Annotated in this window: 14 protein-coding genes; 12 read left to right on the top strand and 2 right to left on the bottom strand. The window is 69.3% G+C overall.

Annotated features, from left to right (window positions below; translation table 11 throughout):
* Positions 1-313: 313 nt before the first annotated feature.
* From ccmA to HV826_RS23840, 8 genes are all read left to right on the top strand, one after another.
* Entirely contained in the window at positions 314-973 is a 660-nt protein-coding gene (gene ccmA, locus HV826_RS23875; RefSeq protein WP_176419314.1) for a heme ABC exporter ATP-binding protein CcmA, read from the top strand.
* The gene (locus HV826_RS23870; protein ID WP_176419313.1) at positions 970-1,671 is read left to right on the top strand and encodes a heme exporter protein CcmB; all 702 of its coding nucleotides are present in this window, start codon (positions 970-972) and stop codon (positions 1,669-1,671) included. The genes ccmA and HV826_RS23870 overlap by 4 nt, the downstream gene beginning before the upstream one ends.
* A gap of 3 nt (positions 1,672-1,674) precedes the next feature.
* Positions 1,675-2,388 carry a cytochrome c biogenesis protein CcsA gene (ccsA, locus tag HV826_RS23865; protein ID WP_176419312.1) on the top strand — a complete coding sequence of 238 codons (714 nt, stop codon included), beginning with the start codon at positions 1,675-1,677 and terminating at the stop codon, positions 2,386-2,388.
* A gap of 2 nt (positions 2,389-2,390) precedes the next feature.
* Entirely contained in the window at positions 2,391-2,579 is a 189-nt protein-coding gene (locus HV826_RS23860; protein ID WP_176419311.1) for a heme exporter protein CcmD, read from the top strand.
* Positions 2,580-2,585: 6 nt separating this feature from the next.
* Positions 2,586-3,065 carry a cytochrome c maturation protein CcmE gene (locus HV826_RS23855; RefSeq protein ID WP_163785999.1) on the top strand — a complete coding sequence of 160 codons (480 nt, stop codon included), beginning with the start codon at positions 2,586-2,588 and terminating at the stop codon, positions 3,063-3,065.
* Positions 3,062-5,083, top strand: a complete 2,022-nt coding sequence (locus HV826_RS23850) for a heme lyase CcmF/NrfE family subunit (protein ID WP_176419310.1) — start codon at positions 3,062-3,064, stop codon at positions 5,081-5,083. The genes HV826_RS23855 and HV826_RS23850 overlap by 4 nt, the downstream gene beginning before the upstream one ends.
* Entirely contained in the window at positions 5,083-5,634 is a 552-nt protein-coding gene (locus tag HV826_RS23845) for a redoxin domain-containing protein (RefSeq protein ID WP_176419309.1), read from the top strand. Before HV826_RS23850 ends, HV826_RS23845 begins: the two co-directional genes overlap by 1 nt.
* A 96-nt stretch (positions 5,635-5,730) precedes the next feature.
* Positions 5,731-6,843: a zinc ribbon domain-containing protein gene (locus tag HV826_RS23840; RefSeq protein WP_255217383.1), complete on the top strand. Its 1,113-nt coding sequence runs from the start codon at positions 5,731-5,733 to the stop codon at positions 6,841-6,843.
* A 6-nt stretch (positions 6,844-6,849) separates the two neighbouring features.
* Here the strand turns inward: HV826_RS23840 and HV826_RS23835 are convergent, their stop codons facing one another.
* On the bottom strand, positions 6,850-7,743 hold the full coding sequence (locus HV826_RS23835) for an SMP-30/gluconolactonase/LRE family protein (RefSeq protein ID WP_176419307.1): 894 nt from the start codon (positions 7,741-7,743) through the stop codon (positions 6,850-6,852).
* A gap of 387 nt (positions 7,744-8,130) precedes the next feature.
* On the opposite strand from HV826_RS23835, the gene HV826_RS23830 reads away from it, so the two are divergent.
* The 3 genes from HV826_RS23830 (at position 8,131) to HV826_RS23820 (ending at position 12,321) form a co-directional block, all read left to right on the top strand.
* Entirely contained in the window at positions 8,131-8,616 is a 486-nt protein-coding gene (locus tag HV826_RS23830; protein WP_368670979.1) for a peptidoglycan-binding protein, read from the top strand.
* Between the two features lie 10 nt (positions 8,617-8,626).
* Positions 8,627-10,729 (top strand): hypothetical protein, encoded by a 2,103-nt coding sequence (locus HV826_RS23825; RefSeq protein ID WP_176419305.1) that lies wholly within the window; start codon positions 8,627-8,629, stop codon positions 10,727-10,729.
* Positions 10,730-10,845: 116 nt separating this feature from the next.
* A complete protein-coding gene (locus tag HV826_RS23820; protein WP_255217382.1) occupies positions 10,846-12,321 on the top strand; it encodes a hypothetical protein in 1,476 nt (491 codons plus the stop codon).
* A gap of 7 nt (positions 12,322-12,328) precedes the next feature.
* Here HV826_RS23820 and HV826_RS23815 read toward each other — a convergent pair whose 3' ends face one another.
* The gene (locus tag HV826_RS23815) at positions 12,329-13,078 is read right to left on the bottom strand and encodes an enoyl-CoA hydratase-related protein (RefSeq protein ID WP_176419303.1); all 750 of its coding nucleotides are present in this window, start codon (positions 13,076-13,078) and stop codon (positions 12,329-12,331) included.
* Positions 13,079-13,344: 266 nt separating this feature from the next.
* Here HV826_RS23815 and HV826_RS23810 point away from each other — a divergent pair.
* Positions 13,345-14,722 (top strand): type I polyketide synthase (locus HV826_RS23810; RefSeq protein ID WP_368670978.1); only part of this gene is annotated, 1,378 nt, incomplete at its 3' end.

The raw sequence follows: 14,722 nt of genomic DNA, 5'->3' as shown, positions 1-14,722 counted from the left end.
TACCCGTCGCCATTCACGCCCTCCGCGCGGACCTGCTGCGTCCGCCTCGCATGCCCGCGCACCGTTGCAGGGGAGGTGCCAGGAGGTTGGGCACTCAGGGCCGGGCAGTCGAGAGGGCCGTCCGGCCGAACGGCTCGCCTGGTGAGCAGTGGACGTTCCCCTCCGTGGAACCCTGGAGGCCCCCGGCGGGCACCTGCGACCACATGGGGAGGAAATCCTTTCCTCCCCCCAGGCTCGCCCTTTCTCCGTCCAGGCCACCACCTTGGGTTTCACTGGTGGACGTTCTGGTTTCCGGATACGAACGCCCCCGCCGATGCCTCCCCTCTCCGCCGCCCCCGCGCTTGCCCTGCATGACGTCAGCAAGCGGTATGGCCGCCGGTGGGCCCTGGCGCGTCTCACGTACGCGCTCCCCGCTGGACGCTCGCTGCTGCTCACCGGCCACAACGGCTCCGGGAAGACGACCCTGCTGCGCCTGCTGGCCACCGCCCTGAGCCCCACCGCGGGCCGGGTGGAGGTGCTCGGTCGCGACGCGGTGGTGGAGCGCGACGCGGTGCGCCGTGACGTGGCGCTGCTGTCGCACGCCAGCTTCCTCTATGAGGACCTCACCGCGCACCAGAACCTCACGGTGCTGGCCCGGCTCCTGGGGCTGCCCTCGCCCGCGGACGCCGCCAACGCGGAGCTGACCCGGGTGGGGCTCAACCGCCGCTCCGACAGCCCGGTCCGCGGCTTCAGCGCCGGCATGCGCAAGCGCCTGGCCATTGCCCGCCTGCTGCTCAAGGCGCCGTCCATCGCGCTGCTCGACGAGCCCTTCGGCGAGCTGGACCCCGCGGGCATCCGCGACATGGAGGCCATCATCGCCCAGCTCAAGGCCAGCGGCGCCACCGTCATCCTGGCCACCCACCTCGTCGAGCAAGGCCTGACGCTGTGTGAAGAGCGGCTTCACCTGCAGGAAGGCCGGGCGGTGGCGGCATGAGCGCCTCGCGTCCCCGCCCCATCGGCCTGTTGACGGCGACCCTGGCGCTGCTGCGCAAGGACCTGCTCATCGAGTGGCGCACCCGCGCGCGCCTCAACGCCATCATCTTCTTCGCGCTGGCCACGCTGCTGATGTTCTCCTTCGCGCTGGGCCCCGACACGAAGCTGCTGGAGAAGAACGCCGGCGGCTACTTCTGGCTGGCCATCCTCTTCGCCAACGTGCTCGCCCTGGGCGAGTCGTTCCGCGTCGAGTCGGAGAACGCTTGCATGGACGGCATCCGGCTGGCGCCCGCGGATGCCCGCGCCATCTTTCTGTCCAAGGCCCTGGGCAACACCCTGCTGCTGACGGCCCTGGGCGCCCTGCTGGTGCCCGTCATGGTGGCCCTGTACGGGGTGCGCATCGTCACCAGCGTGGTGGACCTGGGGCTCATCCTCCTGCTCGGCAGCTTGGCCTTGAGCGCCCCCGGGACCGTCTACGCCGCGATTTCGAGCAATGCCCGGGCACGGGATGTGCTCCTGCCTTTGCTATTGTTCCCGCTGGTCATCCCCGCCCTCCTCTCCGCGGCCAAGGCGACCACGCTCGTACTTCAGGGAGACCCCATGAATCAGTTTGGCTCATGGCTGGGGCTTTTAGGCGGATTCAATCTGATTTATTGGGGCGTAGGCTTCTTGCTGTTCCCGCGGATCATCGAGGACTGACGGATGGGAAAGTTCATCAAGTGGGGCCTGCCGGCGCTGGCGCTGGTCGTTCTCGCCGCGGGGTGGTGGCTGGGACTGGCGTGGGCACCGCCGGACCGTGAGATGGGCGACGTGCAGCGCATCATGTACGTCCACGTCCCGCTCCAGTGGGTGGCCATGGTGGCCATGGCCATCAACTTCGTGGTGGCCATCGGCTACCTCATGAAGGCGAGTTGGAAGCTGGATGCCACCGCGGAGGCCTCCGCGGAGATTGGCCTGGTGCTGGGCACCGCGGGGATGATCACCGGCGCCATCTGGGGCCGGCCGACCTGGGGCGTCTACTGGTCGTGGGATCCGCGCTTGACCTCGCAGGCCATCATGCTGGTGACGTACACCGGTTACCTGGTGCTGCGGCGCTTCGTGGAGGACCCGGAGAAGCGCGCGACCTGGAGCGCGGTGGTGGCCATCATCGGCGCCATCAACCTGCCCATCGTCTGGTTCTCCGTGCGGTGGTGGCGCAGCCTGCACCAGGTGCAGTCCACGCCGAAGACGGTGGACCCGGAGATGACGCTGGCCCTGCGCGTGTCGGCGTTCGGCATGCTGTTCCTCACGCTCTGGTTCCTGGTGCAGCGCTACCGCCAGGCCCTGGCGGAGCGCCAGGCGGAGGTGGCCCTGCCGGACGCGCTGCCGTCGGACCTCGCCGCCGCGGGTGGCGCCAACTCCTCGAGGGTGGCCTGACCATGATGACGCTTTCCACGCAGTGGCTGTGGCTCCTCGCGGCGGCGCCCGGACAGGTCGGCAGCGGCCGCATCGTCGGCGGCTGGGGCTATGTCTGGGCCTGCTACGGCATTACAGTCGCCATGCTCGTTCTCTACGCTGTGTCCCTGTGGGTTCGTCGGCCCAAGGCACTTACCGACGCCAAGGAGTGAGTCGCCATGTCCCCCGTCGCTCGCAACCGTCTGATTGCCCTGGGGGCCCTGCTCGTCGCGGGGGCTGGCCTGGGATTCGTGGCCTTCGGCAACATCGGCGAGAACCTCGTCTACTACTGGAGCCCGTCGGAGATGCTGGGCCAGGGTGACAAGGCGTACTCGGCCACCATCCGCCTGGGCGGCGTGGTGGAGCCGGGCAGCATCCAGTGGAACGCCGAGCACACCACCCTGCACTTCCGCGTGGCGGATGACGTCAAGGAGGGCGCGCCCAGCGTGCTGGTGCGCTCCACGGAGACGCCGCCGCAGATGTTCCGCGACAAGATTGGCGTCGTCGTGGAGGGCACCTACGACAAGTCCGGCGTCTTCAGCTCCAACCGGCTGATGGTGAACCACTCCAACGAGTACCGCGCCCCCAAGGAGGGTGAGGATCCTCGTCAGTGGCAGGAGACGCTCTCCGACGCCACCACCGCGATGGGTGCGAAGTGAACGGAACCGTGGGCTACGGCCTGGTGCTCGGGGGGCTCGCGTTCGCGGCCTTCGGCGCGCTCGTGGGCCTGGTGAGCGGCCTGCGCCGCAGTGACGCGGGCTTCCCGTGGGTGCTGCGCGCGGTGTGGGGCTTCGCCGCCTGCATGGTGGGCGCCAACCTGGTGATGGTCCACGCGCTCGTCACGCACGACTTCAGCGTGCGCTACGTGGCGCAGGTGGGCAGCCGGGCCACGCCGCTGGTCTACACCATCGTCTCGCTGTGGAGCGCCCTGGAGGGGTCCATCCTCTTCTGGGGCTTCATCATGGGCGGCTATATCGCCGCCTTCGCCTTCATCCACCGTAAGGAGCACGCGCGCTACATGCAGCTGGCGCTGGGCACCATGCTGGCGGTGGGCGTCTTCTTCGCCTTCCTCATCGCGGGCCCGGCCAACCCCTGGGGCGCGGTGTCCCCGGTGCCGGCGGATGGCCCCGGCCCCAACCCGCTGCTCCAGAACCACATCCTGATGATCATCCACCCGCCCATGCTGTACCTGGGCTACGTGGGAATGACGGTGCCCTTCGGCGTCGCGGTGGCGGGCCTGCTGCGCGGCGAGATTGGCGAAGCGTGGATGGCGCCCCTGCGGCGCTGGACGCTGGTGGCGTGGCTCTTCCTGTCCATTGGCATCATCCTGGGCGCCTGGTGGGCCTATGCCGTGCTGGGCTGGGGCGGCTACTGGGCGTGGGATCCGGTGGAGAACGCGTCCTTCCTGCCCTGGCTGACGGCGACGGCGTTCATGCACTCCACCATGGTGCAGGAGCGCAAGCGGATGCTGAAGCTGTGGACGCTCAGCCTCGCGCTCGCGTCCTTCGTGCTCACCATCCTGGGCACGTTCATGACGCGCTCGGGCATCTTCAACTCGGTGCACTCCTTCACCCAGTCCGACATCGGGCCCACGTTCCTGGTGTTCCTGGGCGTGCTGCTGGTGCTGTGCGTGGGCCTGCTGGCGGTGCGCGGTCCGCTGCTGGTGCCGGAAGGCCAGCTGGCCTCGCCGCTGTCCCGCGAGGCGAGCATCCTGGTGAACAACCTGGTGTTCGTCGCCATCACCTTCACGGTGCTGCTGGGCACGCTGTATCCGCTCATCTCCGAGGCGGTGCGCGGCGTGCGCGTGAGCGTGGGTGAGCCGTACTTCAACAAGATGGCGGTGCCGGGCGGCATCGCGGTGCTCTTCCTGATGGGCGTGGGCCCGGTGCTCCCCTGGGGCAAGCCGGATCCCGCCACGCTGCGCCGACAGTTCATCATCCCCTCCGTCGTGGGGCTGGTGGTGACGGCGGCGTGCTTCGCGGCGGGCCTGCGCGGCGTGTACCCGCTGATGACCTTCGGGCTGGCGGGCTTCGTCACCGTCGTCACCCTGCGGGAGCTGGTGGCGCCGGTGCGGGTGCGCATGGCCGAGCGCAAGGAAGGCCTCGTCGCCGCGCTGACGACCAGCGCGCTGAAGGCCCAGCGCCGCTTCGGCGGCTACGTGGTGCACCTGGGCATCGTGCTCATCATCGTCGCGGTGGCCGCGTCCTCCGCGTACGTGAAGCACACCTCCGGCACGCTGAAGAAGGGGCAGGTCATCGAGCTGGGCGGCTACCAGATGAAGTACCTGGGCCTGGTCAGCGGCGAGGAGCCCCACCGCACCTACGTGGCGGCGCGCGTGGAGGTGACGTCCCCGGGCGGCAAGGTGTCCGAGCTGAAGCCGCGGCTCAACTACTACGAGCGCAGCACGGACCCCATTGGCACCCCCGGTGTCCGGGAGACGCCGGGCGAGGACCTCTACGTGTCGCTGATGGCCTTCTCCGAACAGGCCGGCACGGCGAGCATCAACATCTGGGTCTTCCCGCTCGTCGGATGGATCTGGTGGAGCATCCCCCTGCTGGTGCTGGGCACGCTCATCTCGCTGTGGCCGCGCCGGAAGGCCGCCGTGGCCATGGCGGGCGCGCCGGCGGTGGGTGCGTCCCCGCTCACGGGTGGTGACGCCGAGCGAGGGGCCGCCTGATGAAGGGCTGGCGCTACACGCTGGGCTTCGTGGTCCTCTGCGCGGGCCTGCTCTTCGTGTTGTTCAAGGGCTTCGGGCGCAACCCGCACGAGGTCCCCTTCATGATGAAGGGCAAGCCGGCCCCGGACTTCGCGCTGCGCGCGCTGGACAGCGGTGAGAAGGTGAGCCTGGCGGACCTGAAGGGCCGGCCGGTGGTCATCAACTTCTGGGCGTCGTGGTGCAGCCCGTGCCGCGTCGAACACCCCGTGCTGGAGTGGGGCGCGCGGCAGTACGGCTCGCAGGCGGTGTTCCTGGGCGTGGTGTTCCAGGACACCGATGACAACGCGCGCGGCTTCCTCCAGCAGCACGGCGCCAGCTACCCGCAGCTGGTGGACCCGCGCTCGCGGATGGCGCTGGACTACGGCGTGGCGGGCGTGCCGGAGACGTACTTCATCGACCCCAACGGCGTCATCCGGGGCAAGCATGTGGGCCCTATCGACCCACAGACGCTGGCCCTGCGCATCCAGGAGCTGTCCACGCCCTCCGCCCCCGCCGAGGCCGCTCGGAAGTAGCCCCTGTCGTCCCAACGAGGTGGCGGTATGCGGTGCCAGGAGTGTGGTGAAGACTCCAATTCCCGGTTGCGGTACTGCGAGAACTGCGGGGCGACCATGCCCGAGCCGCCCAAGGGAACGGGGGCCCGGCCCTCGCTCCGCGCCTCGCGGCCCCAGCGCAACCTGGAGGAGCCCGCATACGCGGCGGACATCCTCGACGAGGCGGATGAGCACTCGCGGCCCTACGTCGCGAGCGACGCGCCCGAGCGTCCGCCCGAGGACCAGACGGACCCGGGCCAGTCCGCCCCGCCCTATGATGGACCGAAGTGGCTGGCGCACGTGCCGGCCCACTCGCCCACGGTGCTGGGGGTCATCGTGGTGGGCTGCGCCGTCGTCCTGTCCGCCCTGCTCTCCTCCGGCGGCGTGGGCCTCCTCGGGTCGCTGCTGGCGGTGGTGAGTGGCACGGTGCTGTGCGCACGCGAGCTGCGCGCCGCGGAGCAGTCCCCTGGCTTCACCGAGCGGATGCCCGCAGTGCTGATGACGCCGGAGGCCGCCGCCACCACCACCGCCGTGCTGGTGGCGCTGGCGCTGCGCTCGCTCAGCCTGGGCGTGCTGCCGCTCCTGATGGTGGCGGGTGTGGGGCTGGTGGCCCATGACCAGTACCGCAAGGTCATCGCGGGAGCGGACGGCGTGGGCGCGTACTTCGAGCCCCGCCAGCTCCTGGCGATGCCGCGGCTGGTGGGCCTGGGCGGCGTGGCGGTGTGCCTGCTGGCGCTGTTCGCGCCGTGGGGCACGGTGAACCTGAACCTGGACGTCGTGCCGGGCAACGCGCCGGTGCCCCAGGGCCCGCCCGAGCTGCGCGTCATCGCCACGCAGCGGCCCACCGACGACATGCTCTACAGCTACGGCGGCGGCGTCACCCACCTGCGGGGCTGGGACTTGCCGGCGTCGGTGGTGGTGGAGCTGGCGCTGCTGGCCGTGCTCGCCCTGCTGGCGCTGCGCCCGGAGGTGGAGCGCCCGTCCTGGACGCGCTACCTGCCCGCGGGCGCGGTGGCCCTGGCGCTCGCCTTCGCCGGGCTCAACATGCGCCTGCTCCCCGGGCCCTTCGTCTTCGTCTTCGGCCTGGGCGCGGTGGGCTTCGTCGCCGTGCAGCACCTGCGCGCGGCTCGCGCCGCGGAGCTGGCCCCGCGGTACGACGAATCCGAAGATGAAACCGAAGAGGTGGGCTGAGCCGGTTCAGCCCGCGAAGGGCACCGGCGCGACGCCGCGGACGCCCGGTGTCAGCTCGAAGAGCCCACCGGCCAGCGGCTGGGCCTCGAGCTCGTCCTCGCTGAGCCCGTCTCTCCCGGTGGTGACGAACAGCCGGTCCAACGCATCCCCGGCGAAGGCGACACTGGTCGTCTTCGCCACGGGCAGCCGGTACTCGGCCAGCCACGCGCCTTCCGGGGAGAAGCGGCGCACGCAGCCGCCTCCGTAGAAGGCAATCCACAAGCCGCCCTCCGCGTCGACCGTCATCCCGTCGGGGAAGCCGTGGGGCGCGTCGAAGCGGAGGAACTCCCGGCGACGGGAGGCCGCGCCGTCCGGGCTCAGCGCGAAGGCGTAGGTGACGCGCCTGGGCGAGTCGTTCACATAGAGAGTCCGCCCATCGGGGCTGAAGGCCGGGCCGTTCGTCACCGTATAGCCCTCGTCGATTCGAGCGAGGTGCCCCTGGGCGTCAAACCGGTAGAGCCCGCCGGTGGGCGCCTGCTCGTGGTCATCCATGGTGCCCACCCAGAAGCGGCCCTGCGGGTCCACCTTCCCGTCATTGCAGCGGTTGTGGGGGCGCTCAGGCTCCGGGTCCAGAAGCCGCTCCAGACGCGCGCTCCGGGGCTCGTAGAAGGCCAGGCCCCGCTCCGTCCCCGCGATGAAGCCTCCACTCCGCCGGGGCGCGAGCGAGGCGATACGCATTGGAGTGTCCCAGCTCGCCTGCGCACCGCCCTGGAGCTCCAGCCGGTGCACCTTTCGGCCCGGGATGTCGAGCCAGTAGAGCGCGCCCTCCTTGGCCATCCAGAAGGGGCCCTCGCCGAGCACGGCCCGTGCGGGCCAGATGCACCTGGCTTCGTCGTGCCTGACAACGTCCGCGGTGCGCATGCGTGGCGCCTCCAAGAAAGCGAGAGACAACGTCCGTGGCAAAGTTAGCCACGCCGCACGCGCCGGGCATGCACGCGGCGGCGGACGCGGCCTCGCCCGGCTGGCCATGCCTTGCGTCCTCTGACTGACCCACCAGGTTGAGGTCCGTTAACCCGACGCACAGAACAGGGTTATCCCAGAACTTCCGGTGATGGAGGGCGCTCCGGGTTCCCGTACCTTGGGCACGCCTTCAACGACGTGCAGACACCATCGCGAATCCAGGCACGGGGGGAGCGCGGCATGGTCAGTCCGAGGACGGCACCAGTCCGGACAGGAAACACCAGTACCTTCATCCTGAAGCAGCGCAGGCTGCATCTGGTCCTGGTGGATCCACAGGAAGTGCCCTACGTGGATACGGAATACGTGCTCACGGTCGGCCGCACCGAGCACTGTGGAAGGACCGCGGCGGATGGCTCGCTGAGCCACGAAGTGCCGGGCCTCGCCGCGGGGGAGCTGCTGGTGAAGCTGTCCGGGCCGCCAGCGCCGCCGCCTGGCCGGAGCGCGCCGCCCGCCGCCCCCAAGGGCGTGCCACCGCCCTACCCGCCCACCGTCACCGAAGACGACTTTCCGGACACCGCGCCCGCCGCCGCGTCCGAGCCGGTGACGCTCCGCTGGGCGCTGCAGCTCCAGTCGCTCCCGGGCTTCGAGTCCGACGCACTCCGGGCCGCGCAGGAGCGGTTGCACAACCTGGGCTACGCCATCGACGGGGAGCGTGGGTCGCCCGGAGCATCGACAAAGTCCGCCGTGCGAGCGTTCCAGCGCCGCCATGGCCTGCCGGAAACGGGACAGCTCGCGGACATCACCCGCGAGCTCATCCGCCTGCACGACGCCTGAGGCTCCACCCATGGCACGCATCTCACTGACGGCCAGTGTCGCCCTCGCTGCGCCCGGAGGACGCAACCGCAACCGCCTCCGTCCCGCCAGCCATGGCGTCGCGGACTTCCGGCTCCGCAGTCCGGGAGGCCCCCAATCCCGCTGCCACCGCCCCGCGCCCTCCCCCGCGCTGGCGGGGGGGGATGACGGCTTCCACTTCGCGCCCGAAGTCGAGCCGGTGGAGCTGACGTGGCACCTGCTCAATACGGGCGGGCGGGTGCGCGCCGGAAAGCTGGAGCTCTTCACGCGCTACCGCAAGGCGCCGCTGTGGTCGCGTGAGCTGGGCGCCGAGGAGCTGCTCCAAGGCGAGCACCGGTGGAAATGGGATGGCCGCGTGCCCGAGTCGGAGACATTTCCGGATGGCGTCGTCACGGTGGAGCACTCGCCCTACAAGCTGAAGCTGACGCTCCAGGGCAGCGGACTGGCGCAGGCGCCCGTGGCGTGGACGTTCTTCCACGTCCTGGTGGCGGGCGTTGACCTGGAGCTGGGCGAGCCTCGGGTGCTCTCGCGACCACGCGACCGCGAGCTGACCCAATCGTTGAAGCGGCTCCCCGCGCCTGGCGAGAAGGCTGAACTCCGGCTGGTGGGGAACGTCTTCAAGACGAAGCCATCGGAGATGTTCGACGACACCGACCACCAACTGCACCGGAAGCACTGGGGCGGCGGACCGGAGCTTCCGCTGTTCGCCCGGGCGTGGCTGAAGGACTCGCGCGGCAACAGGGTGGATGCGCCCAAGGCCCTGGGCCGCGTGCGCTTCCTCTGGGACTGGGAGGACGAGACGGAGGCGCTCGAACACCATGCCCCCACGGCCCGTGCCTTCCTCAGGCATGCGCTGGACCGGCACTGTTCGACGTCACGACCCAAGGGCGACAACGCGCACCGGGACGTGGGTGGCAAGCGCGGCGCGCCGTCCTCGGCGGTGTTCCCCAGGCAGGCCGGCTACGCGCCCCAGGCCGAGCCCCGTGACGGCGCCTTCCCCTTCCGCGTCACGCCCTGCAACAAGCGCGGCTGGGCGGCCTACAGCCAGGCCTGGACCAAGGGCGCCTTCGCGGGTCGCACCGGCGTGGTGTTCCAGCCGTCCAGCATCGCGGGAGACGCCTGGCGCGTCACCGTGCAGCTCGCCTATGACCGCCGCAGGGACGGCGGCGTGGTGCTGGACGTGGACGATGATGGACCGCTACCCGCCGCCGTGCGCGCGTCCACCGGCGTCTTCGAGTCGTGGCGTGAGGTCCACCTCTCCCGTCTCTTGCGCAAGGACGCGGGCGCCTCCGGCTTCTCGCTCTCCACCGTGCAGGGCCATTTCGAGCAGGCCTTCCTGCGCCTGGAGGACCGCACGGGCGGGGGCTCGGGATGGAGCGCCGAGGACTACAACGCGCGCATCGCCGAGGCCGTGGCGGCGTCCCGGCACTGGGAGCTCCGGGCGGCCATCGACCCCGCGGTGGACCAGTACGCGGCGGGCGGCCACGCCGTCACCTTCCGCACTCACGCGGAGTTCCTGGCCGAGGTGCAGCGCGTGAAGCGCTGCGGCGATGCGGATCTCCCCCGGTGGCTGGCGCCCACGCGAGAGCGAAAGGTGCCCCTGCTGGAGGCGCGCGAGTACCACCGGCAGTGCAAGGACTGGGCAAAGACGCTGCTCACACGCGCGCTGGACTCGGCGCTGGGGACGGCCGCGGGCATCGCGCTGTTTCAGTTCTCCGGGCTCTACAACCTGGAGACGACGGTCGGCGGCATTCGCGTCAACGGCTTCGCGTCGGAGTTCCCCTCGCGGAAGAGGGACCGCTGCGCCGTCATCCAATGCGCCGCGCCGGGCAACTACCGAAACACCGTCAACACGCTGGAACAGACGCTGGCGCACGAAATCGGGCACCAGCTCTTCCTGCCGCATGCCCCCTTCCCCGTGCACCGCGAGATTGGCGGGGCCCAGGCGAAGCGCCACGACGTCGACGGGAAGGACTGCCTGATGGGCTACGACTTCGCGACGGAGCGGCGCTTCTGTGGGCTCTGTCTCCTGCGCCTGCGGGGATGGAATACCCGCGCCCTGGAACGCGACGGTGCCCGGAACGCGCGACCATGAGCGCCTCCATCCGCTCCGGGCCCTGGCTGCTCGTGCTGACCCTGTCGGCGGCGAACCCCGCTCCCACGCCATCCCAAGTCAAGACGACACCGTCCCCACCCTCTGGAGGTGCGCCCATGCGCATCCAACTCCGATTGTCCAAGGCGCAGCTCGTCACTTCAGAAGACCTGGACGTGCGCATCGCCCTGTCCAACGAGAGCGCCACGCCCCTGGAGTTCCCCGACCCCTTCCGGCACTCCGACCAATCCCTGACGTACACCGTCACAGGCCCCGAGTACCCGAAGGGCCATGCCGTCAATCACTACACGGTCATCGAGCGTGAGGGTACGCAGCCGCTCGGTGGCGTCGTCGCGCCCCAGGTCCGGCTGGGCTCGGGGCGCGTGCTCGAGTCCGTCGTGCCGCTCCAGGAATGGGTGCCCATCCGCCAGCCGGGTCGGTACCGCGTGACTGCGCGGCTCCAGGCGGCGGGAATCGACGCCGTGTCGGCCCCCATCGAATTCGAGGTCATGACAGGCCGGCCAGGGCCCGCCTCGGTGGGGGTGATGATGGGAGGAGGTCCCTATTCGGGCATGCGTGCCGTCTGGCTCCAGCACCTGGGAGGACACACGTTGCTGATGCAGGCCGTCTTCGTGGACGAGACGGACGAAGAAGGACGCGGCGTCAGCCGGAGGACGGCGCAGGCCCTGGGCACAGTGGAGCCGGAGGCCACAGACGCACTCTCCCCGTGGACGAACGACGCGCCGGGCGGCGAGGCTGTCACCTGGACGCTGTGGCGCCAAGGTGCCTCCATCCTTGCCCTCGCCCCCCCCGCGACGCCCCAGGCGCCGTTCCGCTTCGACCTGGAGGCGCCTCCCGCCCGGCTTGTCCGCCCACCGTTGGAGACACACGCTGGCGAGCTCTTCATCCCTCTCCTGGGGGCGGGAGCCCTGGACCTGCGCCTCATCCGCTTCCAGTCCAGCCAGGATGCCACCCACGTCACCCCGGGCAAGGAAGTGAGCCGGGTGAAGCTCGCCGCCACTCCCGTCGCGGCACGCGCCACGCTCCAGCCCGCCGCGGTGGGCAACGGCATCAGCATCATCCTGGTGAGCGAGGCCCCGGGCGGACTGGACATCCAGCACGTTCGCGCCACCCGCGCCGGGCGGCTGCGCCGGACGGCGAGCGCCTTCATCCGCGGACTGCGCGGACTGCCTGGCTCGGAGCCGGGCGTCTGGATTGACGAGGCGGGCCGCGTGCATGCGGCCCTGGTCGCCGCGTCGCTCAAGAATCCCAACCAGGTCGTCCTGGTGGAGGTGCGCTTCCGCTCCGACGGCCGGCTGGAAGCTCCCGCTCGACAGACGGCGCTGACGGAACTCCCAGCCGCCGCGCGCGCGGCCGTCGCACGGCACTGCCATCAGCCTCACTCAGACAGAGCAGGCGGCGTGAACTGGGCCATCCTTCTCGAGGACGGGCGGCTGGTCCACGCGGGCCAGCGGGAAGAGCCCGTCTCTACGACAAGGCCTGTCGCGGTGCCGCTGGAGCTGCTCGACATGCTCCAGGGCACCTTCATTCTCACGACAGACCCCGTGCTGGGCCCCACGTTTGAGTGGATTTGAGAAATATCTATTTCCGGCCGTTGAGAAACGCAGCGAAGACCGCCTGGGCTTCCGCGGACGCGATTCTCTCAATGAGATGTATTCCTTCACGCTGGAGCGCCGCGTCCACCTCGGCGCGAAGCGGCTCGCGCAGCAAGCGCTTGGTCAGGCGTAGCGCCTCCACGGGCTTCGCGGCCAGCGCCGAAGCGCGCTGAGACACCACCTCCGCGAGGCTGTTCTCTGGCACCACCTGATGGACGATGCGCGCCCGCAGCGCGGTGGCAGCATCGAAGGCGTCTCCAAACATCAGCAACTCCGACGCCAGCGACATCCCCGCCAGGCGAGGCAGCAGCACGCTAGAGGCCCCCTCCGGGCACAGCCCCAGGTTGACAAAAGGCATGCTGAACATCGCGCGAGCACTGGCCACCACGTAGTCACAGTGCAGCAGCATGGTCGTTCCAACGCCCACCGCCACACCGTCCACGCCCGCGACGACCGGCTTTTCGAGCCGGGAGAGGGCGCGCATGAAGCGCAGGAACGGATTGTCTTCGCCGCCGGGCGGCTTCTGGAGGAAGTCCTTGATGTCGTTGCCCGACGTGAAGTTGTCGCCCGCCCCCGTCAGGACGACCACCCGGACCTCTTCATTCTTGTCGGCGTCGATCAACACCTGCGCCGCGGCGTCATAGAGCTCGCCGCTGAAGGCGTTCTTCTTTTGCGGCCGGTTGAAGGTGAGCGTGAGGACCCCGGCTTCCAAGCGCGTCATTGATGTACCGGTCATGAGATCAAGGCCTCCAAACAAAGCAGATCACGATTTTCCGTTCCCTTGAACCATGACCGCCTGACATCAGTTGTCACAGAACCTCATGAGTCAGGTTGTCCTTCCCAACGGGACTGGAATCACTACACACAACCATCCCATTAGCCAACATCATATGCATATAAATAGTTTTCATGACAACGCCATGACATAAATCGCTTGAAACAAAATATACAGACTCCATATCAATACCGGTAAAACGAACCTTGCCAGGACAACCAGAGCCCATGACAACGCTCTCCGCAGAGCGCAAAGCGCTCCTTGCCGCTCGAAAATGGAAGGAGCGGGCCGAAACCCACGAGCGTCAGCGCAGAGAGCCCATTGCTATCATTGGCATGGCCTGCCGCTTTCCAGGCGGACAAGACACGGATGCCTTCTGGCAAATGATATGCGCCGGGTCCGACATGGTCCGGGAGGTGCCGGCGGACCGCTGGGATGTCGATGCCTTCTTTGATTCGAATCCCGAAGCGCCCGGAAAGATGACTACGCGCTACGGCGCATTCCTTGATCAAATTGACGGCTTCGACGCGGGCTTCTTCCAGATTTCCCCACGCGAGGCGTCCCGGATGGACCCGCAGCAGCGCCTGCTCTTGGAGGTCGCGGTCGAGGCGGTCTGCGACGCGGGGCTCGTGCGAAAGAGGCTGCTCAGGACGCGCACCGGCGTGTTCATGGGGATGATGTATGACGACTACGCGCGGATGCAGTCCGAGGATCCCGCGCGCATTGACGCGTACACCGCCTCCGGGGTCGGGGGCAGCTTCCTGTCAGGCAGGCTGTCCCACTTACTGGGGCTGATGGGGCCCAGCCTCACATTGGATACGGCGTGCTCGTCCTCGCTCGTGGCCGCGCACCTGGCCTGTCAGAGCATCCGTGCGGGGGACTGCGAGGCCGCCCTGGTGGGTGGAGTGAGCTTGATGCTCCAACCGCAGACGACCATCAGCCTGTCCAAGATTGGCGCCCAGTCACCGGATGGACGCATCAAGGCGTTCGACGCCGCGGCCAATGGCTACGTGCGAGGTGAGGGCTGCGGCGTCGTGGTGCTCAAGTCCTTGTCCAGGGCGCTCGAAGAGGGGGACCGGGTGCTCGCGGTGCTCCGGGGGACAGCGAGCAACCATGACGGCCCCAGCGGCGGAGTGACGGTGCCCAGCGGCAAGGCCCAGGAGGCCGTCCTTCGGCATGCGCTCGAGGCCGCCGGTGTCGAGCCGACGGAGGTCGGCTATCTCGAAGCGCACGGCACGGGCACGCCGCTGGGAGACCCTATCGAGATGGGCGCCATCGGCCGCGTCTATGGCGCCAACCGCGCGACCGACGACGCCCTGTGCGTCGGGTCGGTGAAGGCGAACATCGGCCACCTGGAGTCCGCGGCCGGAATGGCGAGCCTCACCAAGGGCATCCTCATCCTCCGCAACGGGAAGATACCGCCGCAGATCAACTTCGACGTACCGAGCCCGAAGATCGACTGGCGGCCTCCCATCCGGGTCTCCACGTCGCTCGCCGAGTTGCCCCGCGGAAAGGAGCAGGGCGTGGTCGCGGTGAGCTCGTTCGGCCTCAGCGGGAGCAACGCGCATCTGCTCCTCGGCGCGGCCCCCACCCCCGTCGACGTCC

Source organism: Myxococcus sp. AM010 (assembly GCF_013372585.1).
Classification (GTDB): Bacteria; Myxococcota; Myxococcia; order Myxococcales; family Myxococcaceae; genus Myxococcus; species Myxococcus vastator.
The sequence above is the reverse complement of the archived record's forward strand: the minus strand, read 5'-3'. Positions and strand labels throughout refer to the sequence as shown.

Excerpts from the sequence above, each read along its gene's own strand:
- ccmA (WP_176419314.1), top strand. The coding sequence starts at position 314 with ATGCCTCCCCTCTCCGCCGCCCCCGCGCTTGCCCTGCATGACGTCAGC.
- HV826_RS23870 (WP_176419313.1), top strand. The coding sequence starts at position 970 with ATGAGCGCCTCGCGTCCCCGCCCCATCGGCCTGTTGACGGCGACCCTG.
- ccsA (WP_176419312.1), top strand. The coding sequence starts at position 1,675 with ATGGGAAAGTTCATCAAGTGGGGCCTGCCGGCGCTGGCGCTGGTCGTT.
- HV826_RS23860 (WP_176419311.1), top strand. The coding sequence starts at position 2,391 with ATGATGACGCTTTCCACGCAGTGGCTGTGGCTCCTCGCGGCGGCGCCC.
- HV826_RS23855 (WP_163785999.1), top strand. The coding sequence starts at position 2,586 with ATGTCCCCCGTCGCTCGCAACCGTCTGATTGCCCTGGGGGCCCTGCTC.
- HV826_RS23845 (WP_176419309.1), top strand. The coding sequence starts at position 5,083 with ATGAAGGGCTGGCGCTACACGCTGGGCTTCGTGGTCCTCTGCGCGGGC.
- HV826_RS23840 (WP_255217383.1), top strand. The coding sequence starts at position 5,731 with ATGCCCGAGCCGCCCAAGGGAACGGGGGCCCGGCCCTCGCTCCGCGCC.
- HV826_RS23835 (WP_176419307.1), bottom strand. The coding sequence starts at position 7,743 with ATGCGCACCGCGGACGTTGTCAGGCACGACGAAGCCAGGTGCATCTGG.
- HV826_RS23825 (WP_176419305.1), top strand. The coding sequence starts at position 8,627 with ATGGCACGCATCTCACTGACGGCCAGTGTCGCCCTCGCTGCGCCCGGA.
- HV826_RS23820 (WP_255217382.1), top strand. The coding sequence starts at position 10,846 with ATGCGCATCCAACTCCGATTGTCCAAGGCGCAGCTCGTCACTTCAGAA.
- HV826_RS23815 (WP_176419303.1), bottom strand. The coding sequence starts at position 13,078 with ATGACCGGTACATCAATGACGCGCTTGGAAGCCGGGGTCCTCACGCTC.